The 21,847-nt window shown below is 32.1% G+C and carries 22 protein-coding genes and 1 pseudogene; 3 read left to right on the top strand and 20 right to left on the bottom strand.

Features of this window, described 5'->3' with window-relative positions:
* Positions 1-593: 593 nt before the first annotated feature.
* The 10 genes and pseudogenes from CA_RS08555 to CA_RS08515 form a co-directional block, all read right to left on the bottom strand.
* Positions 594-1,142, bottom strand: coding sequence for a T6SS immunity protein Tdi1 domain-containing protein (locus tag CA_RS08555; RefSeq protein WP_010964950.1), 549 nt, complete (start codon positions 1,140-1,142; stop codon positions 594-596).
* A gap of 10 nt (positions 1,143-1,152) precedes the next feature.
* Entirely contained in the window at positions 1,153-1,551 is a 399-nt protein-coding gene (locus CA_RS20420) for a polymorphic toxin type 15 domain-containing protein (protein WP_207651125.1), read from the bottom strand.
* Positions 1,552-1,665: 114 nt separating this feature from the next.
* Positions 1,666-2,259: pseudogene (locus tag CA_RS20415) on the bottom strand (hypothetical protein); the annotation flags it as partial.
* Positions 2,260-2,746: 487 nt separating this feature from the next.
* Entirely contained in the window at positions 2,747-3,232 is a 486-nt protein-coding gene (locus tag CA_RS08545; RefSeq protein ID WP_010964949.1) for an ankyrin repeat domain-containing protein, read from the bottom strand.
* A 15-nt stretch (positions 3,233-3,247) separates the two neighbouring features.
* Entirely contained in the window at positions 3,248-4,381 is a 1,134-nt protein-coding gene (locus CA_RS20210; RefSeq protein ID WP_010964948.1) for a GH-E family nuclease, read from the bottom strand.
* Positions 4,293-5,087, bottom strand: a complete 795-nt coding sequence (locus CA_RS20205; protein ID WP_242663052.1) for a T7SS effector LXG polymorphic toxin — start codon at positions 5,085-5,087, stop codon at positions 4,293-4,295. The genes CA_RS20210 and CA_RS20205 overlap by 89 nt, the downstream gene beginning before the upstream one ends.
* A 101-nt stretch (positions 5,088-5,188) precedes the next feature.
* Positions 5,189-5,461 carry a hypothetical protein gene (locus CA_RS08535; RefSeq protein WP_010964946.1) on the bottom strand — a complete coding sequence of 91 codons (273 nt, stop codon included), beginning with the start codon at positions 5,459-5,461 and terminating at the stop codon, positions 5,189-5,191.
* 13 nt (positions 5,462-5,474) lie between these two features.
* Positions 5,475-5,792: a hypothetical protein gene (locus tag CA_RS08530; RefSeq protein ID WP_241393156.1), complete on the bottom strand. Its 318-nt coding sequence runs from the start codon at positions 5,790-5,792 to the stop codon at positions 5,475-5,477.
* Positions 5,779-6,165 carry a DUF4176 domain-containing protein gene (locus tag CA_RS08525; RefSeq protein WP_010964944.1) on the bottom strand — a complete coding sequence of 129 codons (387 nt, stop codon included), beginning with the start codon at positions 6,163-6,165 and terminating at the stop codon, positions 5,779-5,781. The genes CA_RS08530 and CA_RS08525 overlap by 14 nt, the downstream gene beginning before the upstream one ends.
* Before the next feature lie 158 nt (positions 6,166-6,323).
* On the bottom strand, positions 6,324-6,467 hold the full coding sequence (locus CA_RS08515; protein ID WP_165842652.1) for a hypothetical protein: 144 nt from the start codon (positions 6,465-6,467) through the stop codon (positions 6,324-6,326).
* A gap of 466 nt (positions 6,468-6,933) precedes the next feature.
* Here CA_RS08515 and CA_RS08510 point away from each other — a divergent pair, with 466 nt between their 5' ends.
* Entirely contained in the window at positions 6,934-7,782 is an 849-nt protein-coding gene (locus tag CA_RS08510) for a CvfB family protein (protein ID WP_010964943.1), read from the top strand.
* A 71-nt stretch (positions 7,783-7,853) separates the two neighbouring features.
* Here CA_RS08510 and CA_RS08505 read toward each other — a convergent pair whose 3' ends face one another.
* Positions 7,854-8,663, bottom strand: a complete 810-nt coding sequence (locus CA_RS08505) for a flagellin (RefSeq protein WP_010964942.1) — start codon at positions 8,661-8,663, stop codon at positions 7,854-7,856.
* A 276-nt stretch (positions 8,664-8,939) separates the two neighbouring features.
* Between CA_RS08505 and CA_RS08500 the strand changes: the two genes are divergently transcribed.
* Both CA_RS08500 and CA_RS08495 read left to right on the top strand, forming a co-directional pair.
* On the top strand, positions 8,940-9,650 hold the full coding sequence (locus tag CA_RS08500) for a ferritin-like domain-containing protein (protein ID WP_010964941.1): 711 nt from the start codon (positions 8,940-8,942) through the stop codon (positions 9,648-9,650).
* A gap of 120 nt (positions 9,651-9,770) precedes the next feature.
* The gene (locus tag CA_RS08495; protein WP_010964940.1) at positions 9,771-10,589 is read left to right on the top strand and encodes a deoxyribonuclease IV; all 819 of its coding nucleotides are present in this window, start codon (positions 9,771-9,773) and stop codon (positions 10,587-10,589) included.
* Here the strand turns inward: CA_RS08495 and hydE are convergent.
* The 9 genes from hydE to CA_RS08450 all read right to left on the bottom strand — a co-directional run bounded on the left by hydE (position 10,586) and on the right by CA_RS08450 (position 21,809).
* Positions 10,586-11,638 (bottom strand): [FeFe] hydrogenase H-cluster radical SAM maturase HydE, encoded by a 1,053-nt coding sequence (hydE, locus tag CA_RS08490; protein WP_010964939.1) that lies wholly within the window; start codon positions 11,636-11,638, stop codon positions 10,586-10,588. The two genes, CA_RS08495 and hydE, sit on opposite strands and share 4 nt — an antisense overlap.
* A gap of 14 nt (positions 11,639-11,652) precedes the next feature.
* Positions 11,653-12,873 (bottom strand): M16 family metallopeptidase, encoded by a 1,221-nt coding sequence (locus tag CA_RS08485; protein WP_010964938.1) that lies wholly within the window; start codon positions 12,871-12,873, stop codon positions 11,653-11,655.
* Between the two features lie 65 nt (positions 12,874-12,938).
* On the bottom strand, positions 12,939-13,505 hold the full coding sequence (locus CA_RS08480; RefSeq protein ID WP_010964937.1) for a DJ-1 family glyoxalase III: 567 nt from the start codon (positions 13,503-13,505) through the stop codon (positions 12,939-12,941).
* Between the two features lie 12 nt (positions 13,506-13,517).
* Complete coding sequence (locus tag CA_RS08475) at positions 13,518-16,382, bottom strand: DNA topoisomerase IV subunit A (protein WP_010964936.1); 2,865 nt, start codon at positions 16,380-16,382, stop codon at positions 13,518-13,520.
* Positions 16,383-16,402: 20 nt separating this feature from the next.
* Positions 16,403-18,355 carry a DNA gyrase/topoisomerase IV subunit B gene (locus CA_RS08470; RefSeq protein WP_010964935.1) on the bottom strand — a complete coding sequence of 651 codons (1,953 nt, stop codon included), beginning with the start codon at positions 18,353-18,355 and terminating at the stop codon, positions 16,403-16,405.
* A 127-nt stretch (positions 18,356-18,482) separates the two neighbouring features.
* Positions 18,483-19,544 carry an iron-containing alcohol dehydrogenase family protein gene (locus CA_RS08465; protein WP_010964934.1) on the bottom strand — a complete coding sequence of 354 codons (1,062 nt, stop codon included), beginning with the start codon at positions 19,542-19,544 and terminating at the stop codon, positions 18,483-18,485.
* A complete protein-coding gene (locus CA_RS08460; RefSeq protein ID WP_010964933.1) occupies positions 19,541-20,200 on the bottom strand; it encodes an MtnX-like HAD-IB family phosphatase in 660 nt (219 codons plus the stop codon). The genes CA_RS08465 and CA_RS08460 overlap by 4 nt, the downstream gene beginning before the upstream one ends.
* Positions 20,201-20,218: 18 nt before the next feature.
* A complete protein-coding gene (locus CA_RS08455) occupies positions 20,219-21,061 on the bottom strand; it encodes a DegV family protein (protein ID WP_010964932.1) in 843 nt (280 codons plus the stop codon).
* Between the two features lie 106 nt (positions 21,062-21,167).
* Positions 21,168-21,809 carry a lactate utilization protein gene (locus tag CA_RS08450; RefSeq protein ID WP_010964931.1) on the bottom strand — a complete coding sequence of 214 codons (642 nt, stop codon included), beginning with the start codon at positions 21,807-21,809 and terminating at the stop codon, positions 21,168-21,170.
* Positions 21,810-21,847 lie beyond the last annotated feature (38 nt).

Below are 21,847 nucleotides of genomic sequence, written 5' to 3'. Positions count from 1 at the left end.
ATATTTTATATTGGAATATATTTATTATTTATTTCAATCTTATATCTTCTTATCAGTTATATGTTCCCAATTTCATTAACTTTTAAGTAGAATTATCGAATCCAGATCTTCCTAGCTTATCAGGCTACACATATCTTCTATGTTCGTTTTACTGGCTCCTAAAGATGTCTGTTATAATTAACCAGGAAGTCCTTTATCATATGCTTATACTTGTACAACTGTTAAAAAGATTTTAATTACCTATCAATTTCTATTAAATCAGTATCTTTAGCCTTTATTTAACACTTTTAAAATTTTAATGCCACTCTTGTTCACAGTCTTTAAAATCTCTGTTTTCTGATGTGTTATCGTCGCTTTTGAATATAGTTCTTTTGAATTATGTATTTACAGCATATATTAACTGCTAAAAAAATGAACCAGCCTACTTGACTTAAGCTGATTCATTTCATCTTTTCACTGCATTATTTAGATTATGCAGTGAATAAATTTATTAAACTATTATACTTCCAACAATATTTTATGAGCTAAGTTTTATGCATTTATATTTTTATAGTTTTGTAATAAGTGCTCATCTGTAAATAGGCTAATTTTTATTATTCAATTTTACCTACCATTTGTGTAATTAATTCTATATGCTCTTTTATCTTTACTTTTTTTAAGTTTTCTACTTTTTCACTGCCGCCAAGACCTAGTAAAGGTACATATCCAAAGCATTCATCATATTGAATTAATCCTAGATTCTTTATAGCCTCATTATATTTATCTATTTCTAAATATTTTTCTATGAAATAATCATCTTGTAAATCGCTAAAGAAGTATTTAAACCCCGATGATATTATCTGAAAATTCCCTTTTTTATATCTAATTATCCCTATATATTTATTTTCTTCCCATGTAATAATATCTCCAAAAGCCGTTATAAAAATAGGTATTGATACATCTGCTCTAAAATAAGACATTTCTATAATTGGGCTATATTCATCTGGATTAATTACTTTTAAATATCCATCTAAGATGCTTCCAAATCCATATTCAGTCCAAACTGATAATAATTCTGTTGGTAATTTTTCTCTATACTTTTTAATAGTATCATCATTAGCTCTAATATTTATATCAAACTTTTTAAATAAATAATTATTCATTTTTTTCCTCCTAATATGTTAATTTTACATTTAAGTAATTACTTTTCCTTTCAGCATCAGTCATATTTTTAGCCATTGATTGAATTTGCTCATCAACAGCATCTATTCTATATTTCCATTGAGCCCCAATGGATGAGTTGATTCCTTTATCACCCATTCCACCAATATTCAATGGATTTCCTCCTGCAATTTGGTCTGGATTATGCAATGCCGCTTGTGTATCTAACCAATTTTGTGCTTGTGTTTCTGCTTCTTTTAATGACATTCCAGAGCTTCTTAGTTCATCAACTTTATCAGCTAAGGCTTTATCTCTTGCAGCCTGCTGAGCCATATTTCCTTCTATTGCTCTACCTTCTTCAATATATCTTTCTCTATTCTTTAAATACTCATCAACTGTCAATTTGTTCATGCCAGCTTCTTGGTCAGCTAATTGTCTTGCAAATTCATCCTCGTCATATTTAGTCTTATAATTAAACTTTACTTCAACTTCATCTATTTTTGATATAGATTGCTCAGCTTTAACTGCCCCCTTATCTCCACTCTTAACGGCCTTCACAAAGTTATCCTTAATATCTCCAACTCCATTTTTAAAATTCTTCACTACTTCACTAAACTCTATATTAGGTCCTACACTAACTCGACCTACACCGGGCATTTCAACTTCTACTTGACGAGTTAATCCTTTTAAATCTTTTCCTGTATTTTTTAATACCTTGCCAAAACTTTTTACCGCTTCTCCTGACGCTGGTAACAGCTTTCCATTTACAAATCCTGCTTCTTTTTTAACATCATCAAGTGTTCTTCCTTGTAAATTAATTATATTCTTAGCACTTTTTGCACTTGAAACAACGACAGACTTTGTTAAATCACCTATAGCACCTTTACCTTCACTAAGTACTGTACGCAAATCTGCAACCTTACTACCAAGGTTATCAACGGTTCTCCATGGTAAAGTAGCAATATTCTTAGCATTTTCTACACTTGAAACAGCGATGGATTTCGAAAATGTACCTACTTTACCAAGTAAACTTTCCGCCTTGCTTGCCTTACCAGCCGCGGCACCTATATCTCCTGGAGCAACAAGTACACTTGCGACAACTCCAGTTGTTTGTCCTATAGCATAGGCATTTCCACTGCTTTTTAATATTGATATATTATATTTTTAGATTGCTATTATTGAAATATTTATCACTTGATTTATTTCAATCTTATATCTTCTTATCAGTCATATGCACCCTACCACTCGTTACAATTTCCTAGTGCCTAGTTCCAATTCTCTAGTCATTCTACTCAGTTAACTTATTATTATGTCCATAATTTCGTTAACTTTTAAGTGAAATTATTGAACCTAGAATTTCCTTAGCTTTCAGCTTACGGTGCTTTTTATCCCTAGTTATCTTAGATTCTATAAATATCTCCTAATATAAAAAAAGATTAATGCCCCAATCACTGAAACATTAATCTTTTTAACTTCTTTCACTGCATTATTTAAGTTATGCATTATTACATTTCTTTCATTCTATTGTTTTAACTATATTCTGTTATTTATTATTTTTATGCAGTTAATTACTTCTTCATTTTATATCCACTTTAAATTATTAATGCTATTCTTTTTTTCTTAGCATTTTTATTAACTTTTCATTTCCTACTTGGATAGCAAAATCTAATGGTGACCTTCCAGCATTATTTTTAGTTTCTACATCTGGACTATACTCCATAAATAATTCTACCATATCATAGTATCTACCTTTACAATTAAAAACCGCAGTCCATAATGCATTATTATAATACTTATCTCTTATATTTATGTCCCCTCCATGTTTTAAAATACATTTAGCTACATCTATATTGGGATAATTACATATATAATGTAATGCAGTTTGTCCAACTTCGTTAGTAATATTTACATCAATCCCATTTTCTATCAAAAACATTGCTATATCAAATTTTAATCCTGAAATTGCATAATGCAATAATCCTGAACCTGATTCACTTTTATCATTTATATTTTCAATTTTAAAAGATTCTTTAAAAGCACCTAAATCTCCGAATTTGGCTAAAGTATAAATATCTGCTTTTTTTGTTGGCATTTTATCATCTCCTCTTTATTCATATTTATGGCTTCTATTTGCTGATGGGCTTTCTGGTCTATAATTATTAGGATTTCTATACCATTCTAAAAATTCCTTCTTTGTAATTTCTCCATCTATATATTTTTTATGCCACTCGCTATATTTATTTTCTGGTGTATGTCCCATATCCCATTGACCAGCTCTAGATTTACTTGTGTCCCAGGATAATTCTTCTCCAGTATTTGGGTCATAAACCTTACCATCAATATCCTTTGCACTATTCCATACATCTTTTACTTGATTTTTCCCATATTTAGGTCTCATTTTGGGATTAGAATACGCCTTAGGTTTCTGAATTTTTATCTTATTAGCATCAGCCGTCCCCTCAGACATCTTACCTTTAATCCATTGTGCATACCTATCTTCACATATTTTATCTGCATCTACATGTTCTATATTTTCCTCATTTATTTTGCTAAAAATTGAGCCATCATCGCCTGCAGCCTGAAACGCATATCTGATACCATTACCTTGACCAAGTGCTGTACTCAAATCTGTAAACTTACTCCTAAGATTATCGATCGTTCTTCCTGGTAAATTAATTATATTCTTAGCACTTTTTGCACTTGAAACAGCAACGGATTTTGAGAATGTACCTACTTTACCAAGTAAACTTTCCGCCTTGCTTGCCTTACCAGCCGCAGCACCTATATCTCCTGGAGCAACAAGTACACTTGCGACAACTCCAGTTGTTTGTCCTATAACATAGGCATTTCCACTACGAATCTGATTCCACCAGTTTCCAATACTTTTACCAACTTGTGCTTGTGCTTCAGGATTTGTTGCCAAAGTATAAACTGCTTTTCCCGTATCATATACACTAAACTGCCACACTCCTCCAGCCGTTTGAATAGCACTATCGCCTAAACCAGCTACAAACTTTGCGACGGGATTTCCTGTTTTCACTAAAGGCTCTCCAATGTTTTTGTTATACCATTGTAAAGCCCCATTTGTCAAGTTTCCCATTATGTTAAAACTATTGCCAGTTGTTGCCATTGAGGCATGATTGATAGCACTATTAATACCACCTGCAATGAGAACAACACCAAAACCCGCTCCAACTCCTGTCACAACAAGCACTGTTCCTGCAGCAACTTGCAATAGCATCCCAAATTAGTCCGATGCGTCCATCTTTTTGAGCTTCCTCTTTTGCTTCTTCAGCCATTCGTTTCTGGTCAGTAGTATAGTTCTTACTAATACTATTCCAATTAGCCTTAAAAGCTTTCTGATTATCGGGATTTTGCGCATAATTTGCATTAACCTCAAAAGCATTCACAAAATCCTTACTTATAAGCTTGCTAAAGCTTCCCGGACTATAAGAATATCCACGTGGAACCGAAAGCGTACTCTTCAATAGAGATGTTGTCTGTGCAATTAAATCTTGAACTTGATTGAAGCCTGGGTCTGACTGTTCGTAATCATTCCATTTATTATTGAGATTACTTACTATTTCTTTCATGGTGCCCATATCTTTAGCAACATTGAAGAGACGTTTGCTGCCTGCTCCTCTTAGCGATATAATATCCTCCGCTTCATCTGAAATAGCTTTTAACTTATTGCCAATAGAGGTAAAATCAGATTGGTGTGAGCTTAGATTATTCTTATGGGCATCAAAATCCTCTTTAATGAGCTTGAAACTCTCGTCACTATCCACTTCTAAATAACCTTTAACATACTTTCCAAGTGCCATTTCATAATTGTTAAGGAGCAGCTCTAGTGTTTGAATCAAGGTCATATGTACTTCGTTAATATAGGCTTTCATTGCATTAGCTGCGTTGCCTTTTATGGCATTAGTTTGGCTTAATTGAGTCATTGCCTGACTCAATTCATCAAGGGGCTCTGTCCTATTTTTAATTCCTAGCGCAATCCTAACGGAAAGGTCAGTCAGTTCCTCATAATATAGTTCACTATTACTCATCGTTTTGCCCCCTCAGCATCCGTTTTCTCAATATTGACACCCAATTGGCGAAACTCCTTTAAGTCATGTGCTGCCATTTCTCCATAAGAACTCACCAATTTTGTGAGATCATCGTAAATTTTGAAAATGGTATGTATTTTATCGACTTTAAGGTGATCATATTTGTTGTCTAAACCATTTCTAACTCCTGCTACCTTCGATGCAATTTTTCCAACCTTCATAACTTGAGTTTTATGTTTGTTAGTATTAACTGATACCTCGTTTCCCATATCCTTCCCCCTCCTAAAAAGCTGTAATGGCAAGGGCTTTTGTCTTCATCCATTTATCATCAATGGACCAAGCTAAACTGTACATCTTACTCTTACATGTTGAAATCGCTTCTTCAATTTCTGGTGCTGTCCTTGCTAATTCGTCACTGGCTTTTTTATATTCATCGTCAAACTGACTTTTTTTCACTTTTCCGGACCAATTCGTTGTTCCAGCTGTTTTGAATTGTGTAAAGTCCAAGCCATAAGTATCATCTAACAAATCCGAAAGTCGATTAACATAACCCTTTAGGCGTATGACTTTATTATATTTTTCTGAATCACTCATCGTCATCCTCCATATCTCTCACAGCTGCAAAAGGATCATCATCAAAGTTTCCTGCCTCTGCTGCGGCTGTTTCTGGTGCTGAAACATTTTCTTTAATTTCTACGCTAGACGCTAAGTACTCTTCTTTAGCTTGACATAGTTGCTCAACCATCAAGGCATCATCATCATCTGTGTATGCTTCTGAAACCACCTTCAAGATGTCTTTGCCATTAAAGTAAGCTACATTTTCATCAATCATCCCTTCAGGATAAAGTATTGCACCATAATCAAAATAATTGTTATTGACTACATTTGCTCTGCTGACAATCATCAATTTTTTGATTGCACCTTTGAGAATTACAATACTTCCAAGTGGTAAAAAACTTTTTTCTTCCATCATTTTTTAACTTCCTTTCCTTTATGTTTCAGTTTATAAAATGGATCATAAGGATTTTCAGGCTCTTTTTTGTGGAGTCTACTGGAGTATCAACGGCTTTTGCCAGACCTTAATCTATAAAGCTTTCAGTTGGCTTGTCCTCATAATCTCTTTGAACCACTTCAGTAATCAAGCATCTTATATTCTATTTTCTTCAGTGAACTATCCACCTTGCTTGCCTTACTATCCATAGCACCTATATCTTTGGGACCCCAAGTACTCTTAAAGCCACCACAGCTGTTTGTCCTATTTCTAGGCATTTCCACTACGAATCTGCTTGCCCAAACTTTCCATGTGTGCTCTTACTTGAGGATTTGCACACAAAGTATAAACTGCTTTTTCTATGTAATATACGCTGAACTAACACATCCCTTCAGCCATTTTAATAGAACCATCTACAAAAACAGTCACAAACTTTGTAGCCTTGCTTCTTTTTTTACTAAATGATCCCTAATATTCCTGTTGTACCATTTTAGAAGCCCACTTGTCAAGTTTATGACTATATTCAAACTATTAACATTTACTGTTATTGACTTCACCTTTAGAAGGAACAATCAAATACTACATGACATTTACATCTCCTACGTAATAGACTACCATTTCAAGTTTTTTCTGAATAATTAATTTAATTTTATACATTAGATAAAAGTGTGTTAAAATAATATAGCGAAAAACTTTATTTAGCTAAAAAGTATAGTTTTTTTGCATTAACTACAAAAGGAGGATTATAACTTGGTTAAAATCGGAGAATATAACGAACTTAAGGTTGCAAGAAAGAGTGATTTTGGTTTATTTCTTGATGCTGAAACCGGAAGCACTAGCGATGATATACTTTTACCAATGAAAGATGTTGAAGAAGATACCATAGAGATAGGTTCTACAATAAAAGTATTTATATATAGAGATTCAAAGGATCGACCTATAGCTACAACAAGAGAACCCTATGCTAAGGTTGGTGACACAGCCTACTTAAAAGTAGTATCAAACACTAAAATAGGTGCTTTCTTAGATTTTGGTCTTGAGAGGGACTTATTTGTTCCAATAAAGGAGCAAAGCTACTTACTCGAACCTGGTAAAAAATATTTATTTTATGTATACCTAGATAAAACAGGAAGGCTTGCTGCTACAACCTATATAGATAAAATACTAGAAGTTTTAGAAGATGAGGATTTACTTAAAAACGAGCTTTCTGGAACTGTATACGGTTTTCAAAGCAACGGAACTATAATGGTAGCCATAGAAAATAAATATCAAGGCGTAATACTTAAAAATGAGTGCTTTATTAAAGTATCTCAAGGTGATGTTTTAAACAATTTAAGATTTAAGAGAAAGTTTGAAGATGGTAGAATTGGCCTAACAACAAGAAAATATCCTAAAGATGAAAGAGTAGAATTAGAGCACAAAATCTATGAATATTTGAAGAAAAACAATGGATTTATGCCTTATAACGATAAAAGCTCTCCTGAAGATATAAAAAGAGTATTTCATGAAAGCAAAAATTATTTTAAAAATGCATTGGGAGGCTTAATGAAAAAAGGTTTAATATCCCAAGATAAAGATGGAACTAAACTTATAAAATAATTTAGTTTTTAATATCATTATAAAAAGGAATCATTTCAAAATAACTATGTCATTTTGAAATGATTCTATTGTTATCCTAGTACACTTAAAGATTCTTTACTTATATCTGTAACTTGAGAAAAAATAGCACTAGTAGCATTTTGAAGCATTGAAAGTCTTGTTTGCTCCATTTGTCCACTTGCCATTTCAGTATCATTTATATTGCTTTCTGTTGCATTAAAATTATATGACATATTTGATAGTGTTTCACTTATTTGCTGAAGATTATTTTGTCCTGCTCCATTTTTAACAAGATATCCGTTTATCTTATCAAATGCAGAATTAACTTGTCCTAAAGCATCATTTGAAGAATCTATGCTGGTCAAATCCAGATTAGATATTCCAAGAGCCTGTGTTGAACAGTCATATAAATCCAACTTAAAATTCACATCTGGATCGTCCATTACCTTTATCTTAATGCTTGCATCCTGTCCTAATATCTTTATTCCATTAAACTCAGAATCCTTAGCTGTACTGTCAATTCCATTTTTTATCTGGTTTATTTCAAGCTGAATTTGCTTTCTATCCGTATCTGTAAGATTTCCATTTAAAGACCTAACCGCAAGCTCTTTTATTCTACCAAGCTGCTTTTCGGTATCCTGAAGTCCTCCATCTATGGTTTGCATAATAGATATACCGTCCTGTGTATTCCTATTAGCCATTTCTAATCCACTTATACGCATGTGAATGTTCTTATATATAGCCAAACCAGAACAATCATCAGAAGCTTTATTCATTATTGAACCAGATGACATTTTATCAGCATTCTTAGACCTCTGAGTGCTTATAGAATAGTCCCTATTAACCAGTTTCTGCAAAACACCAGAATGATTTATTACCACTACTCAATTCACCCCCCGCTCATTAGTAGAATTATATTACAATTTATTTATCGTAGCAGTATGACAAAACTTAAACTATCCCTCTTTATTTTTGGTAGATAACTTGCTAATCTGTCTTAATATGTATTATAGATACATATTAAATAGCATTTAGTAGAATTTATCATGTGACATTTTAAAAGTATTATTAATAAGATATATTGAATACAAATTTATTACAGCATAACAATTTATATAGAATTTAAATTCAAACTAAATTATAGGAGAGATAAAAAGATGGATTACTATGATAAAATAGAGGAAAATTCATATGATGAATATCCAATGGACTACTATGATGAAATAGACGAGCACTTTGAAAGTAAGTCTCATGAAAACTGCTATGATAAGAGAAATAAAAAGTCTTCAGATTGCTACGATAAAAAAAGTAAAAAACCAAGTACTAAAATTTCATGTGAGTCAAAAATACCATTTCCACCAATAGAAGTATGTAAATGCAATATTAGATATGCAAATCTTTTATACGATTCATATGCTTCAAGCGGCGGAAGTGAACTTCAAGCAATAACACAATATATCTATCACCATGAAACTATCTTCAACAAAGAAGTTTCAGATACCCTCTTAAATATAGCAATAGTAGAAATGAGACATCTTGATGCACTAGCTTCCTTGATAGTTAAATTAGGCGGAAGACCTGCTTTCTTTAACAGCAATAGAGATTGGTTTTCCACTGGTCAACTAGCATACGGCGAGAATGTATACAAGCTAGAATGTCCACCTTGTAAGGAAGATTATCTATGCGAAAAATTAACTGCCGATTTAGCAGGTGAAAAAGCTGCTATACGAGGCTATAAAGATTTAATTTGTGAGATAAGCGATCCAAAAGTAAATGCTGTTATTGAAAAAATTATATCAGATGAACAAGTCCATGCTAGAATATTGGAAAGCTTTATAAATAAATACTGCTGTGGAAGTAAAGGTTGAACTTTGATATAATATTTAATAGATTAATTTAGATTTCTAAGATAACAGATGGCATTTTAAACTTTGTCATCTGTTATTACTAATATACACAAAAATTTTCTACATGAAAGGAAGACTATTTTGGATAAATTATTATTTGGAATTTCAGGAATACCTAATGGAAGCGGAAATGAAAAGTTTACATATGAAACAGGAATAGACTATTTAAAAAGCATAGGACTTGATGCCATGGAACTTCCATTTGTTAGAAGCGTTAATATAACAAATAAAAATAGAGAAGGTATTTTAAATAAAAAACATGAGAAGGATTTCTATTTATCTGCTCATGGTTCTTACTTTATAAATTTAAATGCAGAGGAAAATGAAAAACAAGAAGCCTCACTAAAAAGAATTGTGTCTGGTGCTGATGCCTTAAAAAGTGTAGAAGGAAAAAGCTTAATATTTCATCCCGGTTTTTATTTAAAAGATTCAAAGGAAGAAACCTTTAATACCATAAAGGAAAATCTAAAAAAGCTGCCCGATATAGGTGTTGACTATAGGCTTGAAACTACGGGTAAACCTACTCAATTTGGATCTTTAGAAGAAAATGTAGCACTAGCTTCAGAAGTTAAGACCTGCAAGCTCTGTATAGATTTTTGCCACCTTCACGCAAGATATAATGGTCTTTTTAAAACCATAGAAGATTTTGATAAAGTTCTTTCTTATGTAGGTGAAAAACTTGGGGAGGCTGCTCTTAATGATATGCACATACATATGTCTGGAATAAATTACGGTATAAAGGGAGAAAAAAATCACCTTCCCTTTAAAGAAAGTGATTTTCCCTATGAAAAGTGTATAAAATCCTTTGTGAAATTCAACATAAAAGGCTGTATAATATGTGAAAGCCCTCTTCTTGAAAAAGACTCTCTTCTTTTAAAAAGCATTTATGAAGCTTCTTAACCAATAGATTCTTTGTAGCTTTTTTTTCTAAAGCCCTTTGTAGCAGACACTTTTCTATTTATCTTATTTATTTTTAGTGATATACATTGTCTGCAGTGCCCAGGAGTGTCGTTTACGCATATTTTTCCTGGGTAAAGGGCATAGAGCTTTCTATACTCACCTTCTGTAACATTAGGCATAACAACATTTGCACCGCTTGTAAGAGCTATTGATCTTCCATTTGGATAAAGGGATTCCATTGCCGTAGTTGCCGGTATATTTATATCTGGCAGAAGAAGTCTAATCAATGCAGTTACCTTTACACTCATGAAAAACTCTCCACCCTTTTCCTCTCCAAGAGGAGTATCCTCGTTAGGTATAAAAGGTCCTACCCCTATCATATCAGCATCTATTTCCTTAAAAAATAATATATCATCTGCCAAGGATTCTATAGTTTGATTTGGAAGACCTACAAGACATCCAGAACCAACTTCATATCCAAGCTTTCTTAAATTTTTAAGGCAGTTTATCCTATTTTCATGGCTCATTTTAGGGTCTAACTTTTCATACAGTTCTTTATCTGTTGTTTCTATTCTTATTAAATATCTATCAGCTCCAGATTTTCTGTACTCTTCATACTCTTCAAAGGTTTTTTCTCCAATGCTTAAAGTAATAGCCATGTTTAGCTTTTTAATTTCGCTTACTATATATTTCATTTTTTCAACAGTATAATAGTCATCTTCACCAGATTGAAGTACAACTGTTTGATACCCATAATTCTTTGCACTCTTAGCAAGATGTATTATTTCATCAGGTTCTAGTCTATATCTTTTTATATTTTTATTATCACGTCTTAAACCACAATACATACAATTTCTTTTGCAAATATTAGAGAATTCAATAAGACCTCTTAAATGTACTTCTTCTCCAACATATTTTTCACGTACTCTATCGGCTGCTTTATATATCTCTTCATTATGAGTATCATCCTTCAATAAAGTTACTAATTCATCCTTTGTTAAATCATGTGTTACCTCTGCTTTATTAATTAACTTTATTATATTATCCATAATTTCTCCTATCCTCACTTATTAGGTTTAACTACTTGAATTGAAGGTGTTACTAATACACTTCTTACCACTTCAATTATGTAGTCCTCATTTAATAAATTAATATCCTTTACTTCGTCATATACATTTTCCGCTTTACCATACATTAATTCATAGGTGGCAAGCTCTTTCGCCAACTGAATAGATCTTTCAAGCTTAAGGCTTCTTTTTAAAGACATAGTTTTTTCTATCTTTAAAAGTTTATCACTTGAAAATTGTCCTTTTAAATTTTTAGCTTCACAAATTGTATCATTTACAAATTCAATACTTTTGTCAAAGTTTTCAGACGCTGTTCCAAGTCCTATGTAGAATAATTTTATTCCACCATCGTTATTTATTTTACTATATATATCATATGCAAGTCCATATTTAGTTCTTATTTTATCATACAGCATGGAGCTAGTCCCTTCACCGAATATAACATTAAAAGCTCTAAGTGCCTTTATTTCATCATCCTTCAATTTATAAATGGGAAACAAATACTGTATAACCGCTCCCTTTACATCCATTTTACTTGTAAATATTCCTGAAGTATTTTTTTCATACTCATAATCAAATAAAGAAGGTTTTTCTCTCTTACTTAACGTCATGTAATTATTAATAATATCTGTAACCTCTTCTTCTTTAAGAGAGGTTACAATACCTATAACGCAATTATCTGATGTATAATATTTTTTGTAAAATTTTCTTAACTCATCTATTGAAAAATCTTTTATGTTCTTTTCATTTCCTATTATGCATTCTTTTAACCTTATATTGGAAAAAGAATTTTTAAGAAGCTCATCTTCACAAAACTGCTGCTTATCATCTTTCCATTCCGTTAGCTCTTCACATATAATGCTCTTCTCTTCCTCAAAGCCTTCCTCACTAAAAGTAGGATTTACTATGATATCACTGTAAAGCTCAAAGCCTTTCTCAAAATCCTTTGAAAGCGTGGTTCCATAGTATATGACATAAGGAAAATTAGTCATAGCATTATTAAAGCCAAAGATCTCATCAAACTCACTATTTATCTGTGCTTCACTTCTTTTTTTAGTTCCTTTAAAAATACAGTGTTCTACCACATGAGCAAGCCCGCGCTCTTTCTTTCCTTCGCGTTCTGCCCCTGCATTAAATGCAACACAAAAGGATGTAATGTCACTTTCCCTGTATTCGTATATAATTTTCATTCCATTTTTCATACATATCTTTTTCATATAAAATTCACTCCAAATATTAAATGACAAGCGAACTTAATCACCTGCCACTTAATTTAAAAATATTATTTTGAGAGTTCACCTTCAACAAATTTAAGCATCATTCCGTCCTTTAAGCCATTTGCTACTTCTTTTCCTTTTAATATTTCAACAAGCCTTAATCCAAAATATATAGCTGTTGCAGGTCCTCTGCTGGTAAGTATATTGCCATCCTTAACTGTTATCTTTTCAAGGTAGTTACAATTTCCCATTTCATCTCCATAGCCTGGATAAGAAGTTGCATCTCTTCCTTCTAAAACTTCTGCTTTTCCTAAAACTATTGGTGCTGCACAAATTGCTGCCACAATCTTTTTTTCTTTATTAAATTTTTTCACTGCATTTATTACAAATTCACTGTTCCTTAGATTTTCAGCTCCTGGCATTCCACCTGGAAGAACTAGACCATCATATTCAGCAATATCAATATCTTCTATAGTCTTATCTGCACAAACTTTTATTTTATGTGCTCCAACTACTTCTTTAGCTTCAAGAGAACACATATCACAAATAATATCAGCTCTTCTAAGTATATCAACTACAGTAAGTGCCTCTACTTCCTCAAAGCCTTCTGCTAAGAACAAAACAATTTTCATAATACACTCCTCCTATTTTATCTTTATTTCACTAATAAAATCTGTCATCAAAAGTGTAGTAAGATTCTTACCTTTACCACCTCTATTTTGAACTTTTATATCTTCAATTTCAACTTCAATTTTATCGTTAAGTTTAGATTTAAGTATTATTTTATTGAGATTTTCCTTAACCACGAAGCCATATTCAGTAATATCCTCTTCATTTAAACTTATTCCTGTAACCCCTGAGGCTATCTTACCCATTACACTCACAGATGAGGACAAGAATTTTATTCCCATTGCTTTTTTAGTTATAAGTACTACCTCTTCTTCCTCATTTTCTGAAACATCAACATTTACGAGCATATCCTCTTTATTTCTTAATTTATAACATACTTCTATTCCTTTACTCTCCACAAATTCACTGAGCTTAGTCTTTTTTACAAAGCCCTTAGAACTGAAGAAGTATATGAATTTATTTTCATTAAATTCTTCTATAGATAGAGTTTTTATTATTTTATTATTAGAATTGAACTCACAATAAAGCTCACTTAAATTAAGCACTTTGTCGTCCATATTTTTAAACATGTAGGATGGAATATTAATAACTCTACCATCATCTATAAATATTAAAAGGGTACTTGAAGTTGTTGTATCTATATAATTTCCACTTGATGAAGCCTTTGTTTTAATTATTCCATTTTTATTTATTTGTATTCCAAAAGTTCTGTAATCATCGTTTTCTACAAATTCAGACGAAACAATCCTATCCATAGGACAAACGCTTATACATTGATGCCCCATTTTATTTCTATCCATTTCTTCAATTAAAGGCTCTCTTACAGTAAAATCAAGACCTTTTTCTGTACTTACCTTAATAAAGCCCTCTTCTCTAGTTCTTAACACCAATTCAGCTTTTATAAGCTTCTCATCCTTTTTAAGCTTCAGTGCCATTATTTTAGAGTATATAGTATCAAATTTATCAAGTGAGGTTTTCTTTAAGCTTCCTCTATCTGTTATGAATATAATATCTTTCTGCTCTGTTAAAGATTCAACTGAATATATATTCAAAATCTTCTCTTTACCCAAATCGATACCTTTTATCAGGTTATCAATTTTCTCTCCTTTTTCCTTCCACTTGTATTCTGGAATACTATTACCTCTGAGTTTATACATATTACCTTCATCGGTAAACATAAGAAGATTGTGGGCTGTATTGGTCTCTATTAAGAACCTGTTAAAATCTCCCTCTCTATACTCTATATCAGAAACATCTGAATTAGATCTTAAATAGGTTTTTTTAGGAACACTTTTTATGTAACCATCATTAGACATTGTAACAACTATGTCCTCTACTACAGTAAACTCCTCTACATCAATTTTAGCCTCACTATCATCTTCAACAATTGATGTACGTCTATCTTCTCCATACTTCTTTTCAACCTCTTTAAGTTCATTTTTTACAACTCTAAGAAGTTCCTTTTCATCACTCAATATCTTTTCCAACTTTTTAATTAATTTTGAAAGCTCATCATATTCCTTTTTAAAGGTTTCTATCTCAAGTCCTGTAAGTTTATAAAGCATAAGCTCAACAATAGCAGTTGCTTGTTCATTATTAAAGCCAAACTTAGCTACAAGATTGTTTTCCGAATCTTTCTTTGACTTTGAAGCTCTTATAGTGCTTATAATTTCATCCATTATGTCTATTGCCTTTATAAAACCTTCAACTATGTTAAATCTCTTTCTTGCTGCATTTAAATTGTGCTTAGTTCTTCTTGTAACTATATCTTTTCTATGATTTACATAATGACCTATAATAGTTTTTAATCCCATAGTTTCTGGTTTTCCATCAGCTAAAGCTACCATATTAAAGTTAATATTACACTGAAGTTCAGTTTTCTTAAATAAATACTTAAGAATTTTATTTACAGTATCTTCGTCTGATGATTTTTTAAATTCTATTACTCCTCTAATTCCTCTTCTATCTGATTCATCTCTTATATCCGATATACTCTCAAGAATTTTGGCATGCTTTTTATCTGCCGTCATCTCTGAAATTGTCTGAAGTATCTTTGCTTTATTTCTTCTATAAGGAAATTCACTTATAACTATAGCAAGCCTTCCATTTTCAAGCCTTTCTATTTTTGTTCTTGCTCTTAAGGTTACTTTACCTTCTCCTGTTTCATAGGCTGCTATAAGAGAATTTTTTCCTATTATTATTCCTCCTGTTGGAAGGTCAGGTCCTTTTACACACTCCATAAGTTCATTAACCGTAACATCTTTATTATCTATATATTTTAAAACAGCATCTATTACTTCTCTTAAATTATGAGGTGGAATGTTAGTAGAAAGCCCAACCGCAATACCAAAGGCTCCATTTACCAAAAGGTTAGGATATGCAGCTGGAAGCACTGATGGTTCTTTTTCTGATCCTGAATAGTTATCCACCATATCAACTACATCTTTATCTATATCGTTTATCATCTCTAATGCTATTGGAGTCAATCTAGCTTCAGTGTAACGCATAGCCGCAGCACTATCTCCATCTACACTTCCCCAGTTACCGTGACCATCTATAAGAGGATGTCTTGTTGTGAAGTTTTGAGCTAAAATAACCATGGATTCATAAACTGAAGAATCTCCATGTGGATGATACTTTCCTAAAATATCACCTACTATTCTAGCTGACTTATAGTATGGTTTATCAGGAAATGCCTTCAGCATATATGAACCATATATAATTCTTCTGTGAACTGGTTTTAAGCCATCTCTTACATCTGGAAGCGCCCTATCCCTTGCAACTTCAACTGCATAAGGAAGGTAATTTTCAGGCATAGCCTCCTCTAAGGGTATTTTTATAATATTGCTGTCCTTAGGTATATTAATTTTTTTTGCCATCTTAAGTCCTCCCCAAACTATTAAAATTCAGCATATTTATACATATAATTTTTTCTAGGTTCAACCACGTCTCCCATAAGCAGAGATACCATTTTTTCAGCCTTTGCAGCATCCTCTATTGTAACCATCTGAAGAGTTCTTGTTTCAGGATTTAATGTAGTTTCCCAAAGTTGATCCGGATTCATTTCTCCAAGACCTTTATATCTTTGTATAAGATATCCTTTTCCAACCTCTTTTTTAGCCTTATCAAGCTGTTCATCGCTGTAAGCGTATTCTACTACCTCACCCTTCTTAGAGTTTTTGTACACTTTATATAAAGGTGGTAGTGCTATATAAAGGTGCTCATTTGATATAAGCTGTCTCATATACCTATATATATAAGTCATCCACAATGTTCTTATGTGATAACCATCTACATCAGCATCACTCATTATTATTATCTTGTCGTACCTTAAATCCTCTTCTCTGTAGTTATCAAGTATTCCTGTTCCCACAGCAGTATTAAATATTTTCAATTCCTCACTTCCAAGCACATTTTCAAGCTTCTGCTTTTCAGTATTCATTATTTTACCCTTAGATGGCATTATACTTTGAAATCTTCTATCCCTAGCTTGCTTTGCGCTTCCTCCTGCTGAATCTCCCTCAACTATTATAAATTCGCATAACGATGCATCCTTAAGAGTACAGACAGCTATCTTTCCTGCTAAAGGTGATGTTCCTTTTCCTATTTTCTTTTTTTCAGCCTCATTTATTTTCTTTATTTTTTCACGTCTTGAAGCTGCATTTACAGCATTTTTTATTATCATTGTTGCGGTATCCTTGTTGTCTTCAATCCATTCAGAAAATCCTGAATATGCCAAATCATTCATCATAGTGTAAGCTTCATTGTTTCCAAGTTTTGTCTTAGTTTGTCCCTCAAAAACCGGATTTGTAAGCTTTATTCTTATTATAGCTGTCATACCTTCTCTTACGTCATTACCTTCAAATTCTTTATCCTTTTCTTTCAATACTCCAAGTTTCTTGGCCCACTCCTTGAACGCTCTAGTCATACCTGTTTTAAAACCTGCCTCATGCGTACCGGCTTCTGTTGTTGGAATATTGTTTACATAACTTGCAATATATTCTGTAGTTGAATCTGTAAATTGAAGACATACTTCTCCATAAAGTTTAAGTCCGTTAATTTCTCTCTCACCATCAAATATTATTGGGTTCTTATGGATAACCGTCTTGCTTTCATTAAGATAATCTATAAAATCAAGAAGTCCCCTTTCAGAATGATATGTTTTTACTTGAGGCTCATCTTCTCTATGATCTTCAAGTATTAATGTTATACCTTTATTTTGAAAAGCTATCTCCTTTAATCTTTCATCTATAACATCAAATTTAAAGTCTGTACTTGTAAAAACCTCTTCATCCGGTTTAAATGTTACTTTTGTTCCCTTTTTATCAGTTTTACCTATTTTCTCTATTTCAGTAACAGGAGTACCCGGCATATCTCTTTTGAGTTCCTTGTCATAGGCATATTCGAATCTTTGTCTATATATGTATCCATTTTGATAGACCTCAACTTCAGTCCACTTTGAAAGTGCATTTACAACTGCTGCTCCTACTCCATGAAGACCTCCTGATGTCTTATAATTCTTATTGTTGAATTTTCCACCAGTATGAAGTTCTGTATACACCATTTCAACTCCAGACTTTTTCTTTATTGGATGTATACCTGTTGGTATTCCTCTACCATTATCTATTATAGTAACACTCTTATCTTTATTTAATATTATCTTGGCCATATCACCAAAGCCATTTGTAAGCTCATCTATGGCATTATCAAGTATTTCCCATATGCAGTGATGAAGTCCCTTACTTCCAGTTGAACCTATATACATTCCCGGTCTTATTCTTACAGGTTCAAGTTTTTCCAGAGAGGTAAGGGAGGTAACATCATAATCTTCAATATTTTCATTTTTATTCATTAAGTCCGTCCTCCGATAATCAATATAAAAAATAAAGTAATGAAACTAAGTCATTACCCCACTAATTTTAAATCATAAAATGTTTTTTATAATTTGTCAACATATGAAAAGTATAAACGTCCTTATTTTATACCAATATATTCCTTAATATTTCGTCAGTATCCACAATCTCTTTAGCTGTCTCACAATTTTTTTCTACATGAAGATAAGTATATCTAGCTGGTTTTATAAGATGCGCCTCAGAAATTGCCCTCTTGAAATCACTCTTCTTCATATTTAATCCCTTCACATAGTTGAAAAAGCCAGTATCACTCAAAATCTTTTTTATTCTTTCTTCCCTATGCTTATGAACCTTAGACATTATATAAGTTGCAACTCCCACTTGAATTCCATGCAACTGAGGATTTGGTAAAAACTTATCTAATGCGTGTGATATCAAGTGTTCAGCTCCACTTGCAGGAGAACTATTTCCTGCTATTTCCATAGCTATACCATTCATTGTAAGTGAATCTACAAGCTCCTTTAAGAATACCTCATCTTTTATACTTTTAAAATCAGTTCTCACAAAACTATTAACTGACTTTTTAGATATCATAACCGCAAAGTCATCTATAATTGACTTATGGTTTTCTTCTTCAAACTTCCAATCATAAAGAGCTGTTATATTTGATACCAAATCTCCAATTCCAGAGTATATAAATTTTTCAGGAGAACCCTTTATTACATCTATATCAACCACTATTCCATCCGGAGTCTTTGCAGGAACTGAGGTTCTTTTTCCATTTATTAAAAGTGATGCAACTGGACTAGAAAAACCATCGTTAGAAGTCGATGTTGGTACACTTATAAATGGAAGCTTTCTTAAAAATGCCATGTACTTAACTGCATCTATTGCCTTTCCTCCACCTATACCTATAAGTGCATCCACCTCTGCTGGTATTTTAAAAGCATTTGTTCCAATTTCATCAAAATCTATATTTTTAACAGTTTCTACAGCTTCAATTTCTATATTTGAACTTTTTATAGATTTCTCAATAGTTTCACCAAATAACTCATATATTCCCTCACCAAAATAAAGTGAGACTCTTTTAAAATTCCCTTTTTTTATTATTTGCCCTATATTATATATTTTATTGTTTCCAACCTCAAGTATTAAAGGAATTGCTATTCTATGAGATATTCCTTTCAAATTCCCCACTCCTTTAAGTATTTTTCTACATGCTTTAATATTTCATCAAAGCCTTCAAAGCTTATAAACTCTTTATTTCTTTCAGTTAAAAAATTGCAAAGCTTGCTCTTAGCAAATACCACATCTGATAAAAGAGAAGGTGCTATGTCAGGTGTACTATCTCCTGCATAAAAAACTTTTTCATAGTTTTCTCTTAATTTTTTTACCACTTTACCTTTATCTATTCCATAAACGTCAGAATAAAATTCATCCTTTGGATTTAACACAAAGTGAAGTCCATTGTCTTTAAATACTGTCTTATTTGAATATATATCAACATTATCTATGCCAATATTTTGGAAGACTTTATCAATATAGTAGTTAGTTCCAGCACTTACTACTACAAAATCTCCTCCCTTTTCCTTTATCTTTTTTATAAATTCCTTTATATAAGGATCTATGGATATTGTAAGTATATCCTCAAGTATTTCCTTCTCATTTCTTCCTATATGGCTAAATACATAGCCTAAATAATCAACATCTGTTATCTTATTACTTCTCCATTCTTTATATAAATCCTTTACTTCATCCTTTAAGTATTTGTCAGTTATTATCTTATAAAAATCCCTCTTACTTATTGTTCCATCAAAATCAGATACAAATACAAAATTTTTCATTTGATTTCCCCCCATGTTCTATTTTTTAAATATTACTACTCCAAGAAGTCCAGGTCCCGTATGTACCCCCGCCACAGGACTAATCTCCCCCGAATTTAAATTATTGATATTTTCAATACCTGAAACCAAATCCTTTAACTTATCTATTTCATCATAAGCACCGCCGTGCATAACCCATATATCGCAATGCTTTTCAGAAAGTGTTCTTCTTAATATTTCAATAAGCTTTTTAATTGCCTGCTTTTTTCCCTTTGCTTTGCAGTGAGTATAATATACCCCTTCTTCATTTATAGAAATTATAGGCTTGATATCAAGCAATTGTCCAACTGTTCCTGAAACCTTACCTATTCTTCCTCCCTTTATCAAATACTTTAATGTGTCCACTATATAATAAACCTTTATGTTTTCTCTCATCTTAGGCATTTTTTCAACTATATAATCAAAATTTTTACCTTGAAGTATCATTTCCCCACACTCTTTAATGATAGCTCCTTCTCCCATTGTTATTGATCTCGAATCAAAAATAAAACTTTTAATATTTTCATGTCCCTCACTAACAAGCTTTAAACTGTTATAGGTTCCTGACAAATTCGAAGATATTGTAACTCCAATAACGTGAGTATAACCCTCAGCTTCAAGCTTCTCATATAGACTCTCCATATCTCCCATAGATGGCAGTGATGTAGAAGGAACTTCTATATGTAGGTTGTCATAAACTTCTCTTGGGGAAATTGTTACTCTGTCTATATATTCTTTATCCTTATATATTATTCTAAGTGGAAGTACCTTTATATCATATTTTTCTATCATATCTTTATCTACATCTGATGTACTATCCGTTATCAATGCTATTTTTTCCATGCGTTAATCTACCTGCCCTACATTAAATTAATTTAAACTATATTTATAATATTTACTACACTCATTTTTCTATTCACAATTGGAACTTACGCTTTAAAATATTTACTTAGTAACCGAGCTCCTCTTCCACTATAATTACTTTAATTCTTCCCTTTACTCCTTGTCTTTTTATTAAAGTATACTCATTACAAATTCTGTCCTGACTTTTACAATCCATGCAATATCCAACTTTTGTACATGGAGTAGCTTTATTCAGCCTTTTTGCATTTATCGGAGCAGACACAAATTTATTTCTCTTTATTGCTTCATCCACATCCTTTACTATTTTGTTTATCCCTGCAATAACTATTACCTTATCAGGACCGAAAAGCATTGCTGCAACTCTGTTTCCATTTCCATCAACATTATAAAGCTCTCCATTTTCTGTTAAAGCATTAGTACTTACTATATAGCTATCTGCAAAAAAGCTTTTTCTAAATACATCTTTTATATCTTCTTTACTTAAACCTTCCTTGTATCTATCTAAAAAATTATAATTCTTACTTCTTATATGGTCTATTATACCTGTTTCAAACAGCGTCATAGAACCTCCAACTGCAACTGTTTCACCTTCAGGTATAAGCTTGTCTATAAGTTCTATTAATTGTTTAGAATTTTTTACATTGTATGCTTCAATATTATTCTTTTCAAGGTTCTTTATAGTTCTTTCTATTTTTTCTCTAATCATCCATGAAACATTTGAATCCATAATCACTCCCTGGTAAACGTCATATTTCGCCTGCCAGC

It is taken from the genome of Clostridium acetobutylicum ATCC 824, from assembly GCF_000008765.1.
In the GTDB taxonomy this organism is placed as follows: domain Bacteria; phylum Bacillota; class Clostridia; order Clostridiales; family Clostridiaceae; genus Clostridium_S; species Clostridium_S acetobutylicum.
The sequence above is the reverse complement of the archived record's forward strand: the minus strand, read 5'-3'. Positions and strand labels throughout refer to the sequence as shown.

Excerpts from the sequence above, each read along its gene's own strand:
- CA_RS08555 (WP_010964950.1), bottom strand. The coding sequence starts at position 1,142 with ATGAATAATTATTTATTTAAAAAGTTTGATATAAATATTAGAGCTAAT.
- CA_RS20420 (WP_207651125.1), bottom strand. The coding sequence starts at position 1,551 with ATGAACAAATTGACAGTTGATGAGTATTTAAAGAATAGAGAAAGATAT.
- CA_RS08545 (WP_010964949.1), bottom strand. The coding sequence starts at position 3,232 with ATGCCAACAAAAAAAGCAGATATTTATACTTTAGCCAAATTCGGAGAT.
- CA_RS20210 (WP_010964948.1), bottom strand. The coding sequence starts at position 4,381 with ATGCTATTGCAAGTTGCTGCAGGAACAGTGCTTGTTGTGACAGGAGTT.
- CA_RS20205 (WP_242663052.1), bottom strand. The coding sequence starts at position 5,087 with ATGACTCAATTAAGCCAAACTAATGCCATAAAAGGCAACGCAGCTAAT.
- CA_RS08535 (WP_010964946.1), bottom strand. The coding sequence starts at position 5,461 with ATGGGAAACGAGGTATCAGTTAATACTAACAAACATAAAACTCAAGTT.
- CA_RS08530 (WP_241393156.1), bottom strand. The coding sequence starts at position 5,792 with ATGACGATGAGTGATTCAGAAAAATATAATAAAGTCATACGCCTAAAG.
- CA_RS08525 (WP_010964944.1), bottom strand. The coding sequence starts at position 6,165 with ATGATGGAAGAAAAAAGTTTTTTACCACTTGGAAGTATTGTAATTCTC.
- CA_RS08500 (WP_010964941.1), top strand. The coding sequence starts at position 8,940 with ATGGATTACTATGATAAAATAGAGGAAAATTCATATGATGAATATCCA.
- hydE (WP_010964939.1), bottom strand. The coding sequence starts at position 11,638 with ATGGATAATATAATAAAGTTAATTAATAAAGCAGAGGTAACACATGAT.
- CA_RS08485 (WP_010964938.1), bottom strand. The coding sequence starts at position 12,873 with ATGAAAAAGATATGTATGAAAAATGGAATGAAAATTATATACGAATAC.
- CA_RS08480 (WP_010964937.1), bottom strand. The coding sequence starts at position 13,505 with ATGAAAATTGTTTTGTTCTTAGCAGAAGGCTTTGAGGAAGTAGAGGCA.
- CA_RS08475 (WP_010964936.1), bottom strand. The coding sequence starts at position 16,382 with ATGGCAAAAAAAATTAATATACCTAAGGACAGCAATATTATAAAAATA.
- CA_RS08470 (WP_010964935.1), bottom strand. The coding sequence starts at position 18,355 with ATGAATAAAAATGAAAATATTGAAGATTATGATGTTACCTCCCTTACC.
- CA_RS08460 (WP_010964933.1), bottom strand. The coding sequence starts at position 20,200 with ATGAAAAATTTTGTATTTGTATCTGATTTTGATGGAACAATAAGTAAG.
- CA_RS08455 (WP_010964932.1), bottom strand. The coding sequence starts at position 21,061 with ATGGAAAAAATAGCATTGATAACGGATAGTACATCAGATGTAGATAAA.
- CA_RS08450 (WP_010964931.1), bottom strand. The coding sequence starts at position 21,809 with ATGGATTCAAATGTTTCATGGATGATTAGAGAAAAAATAGAAAGAACT.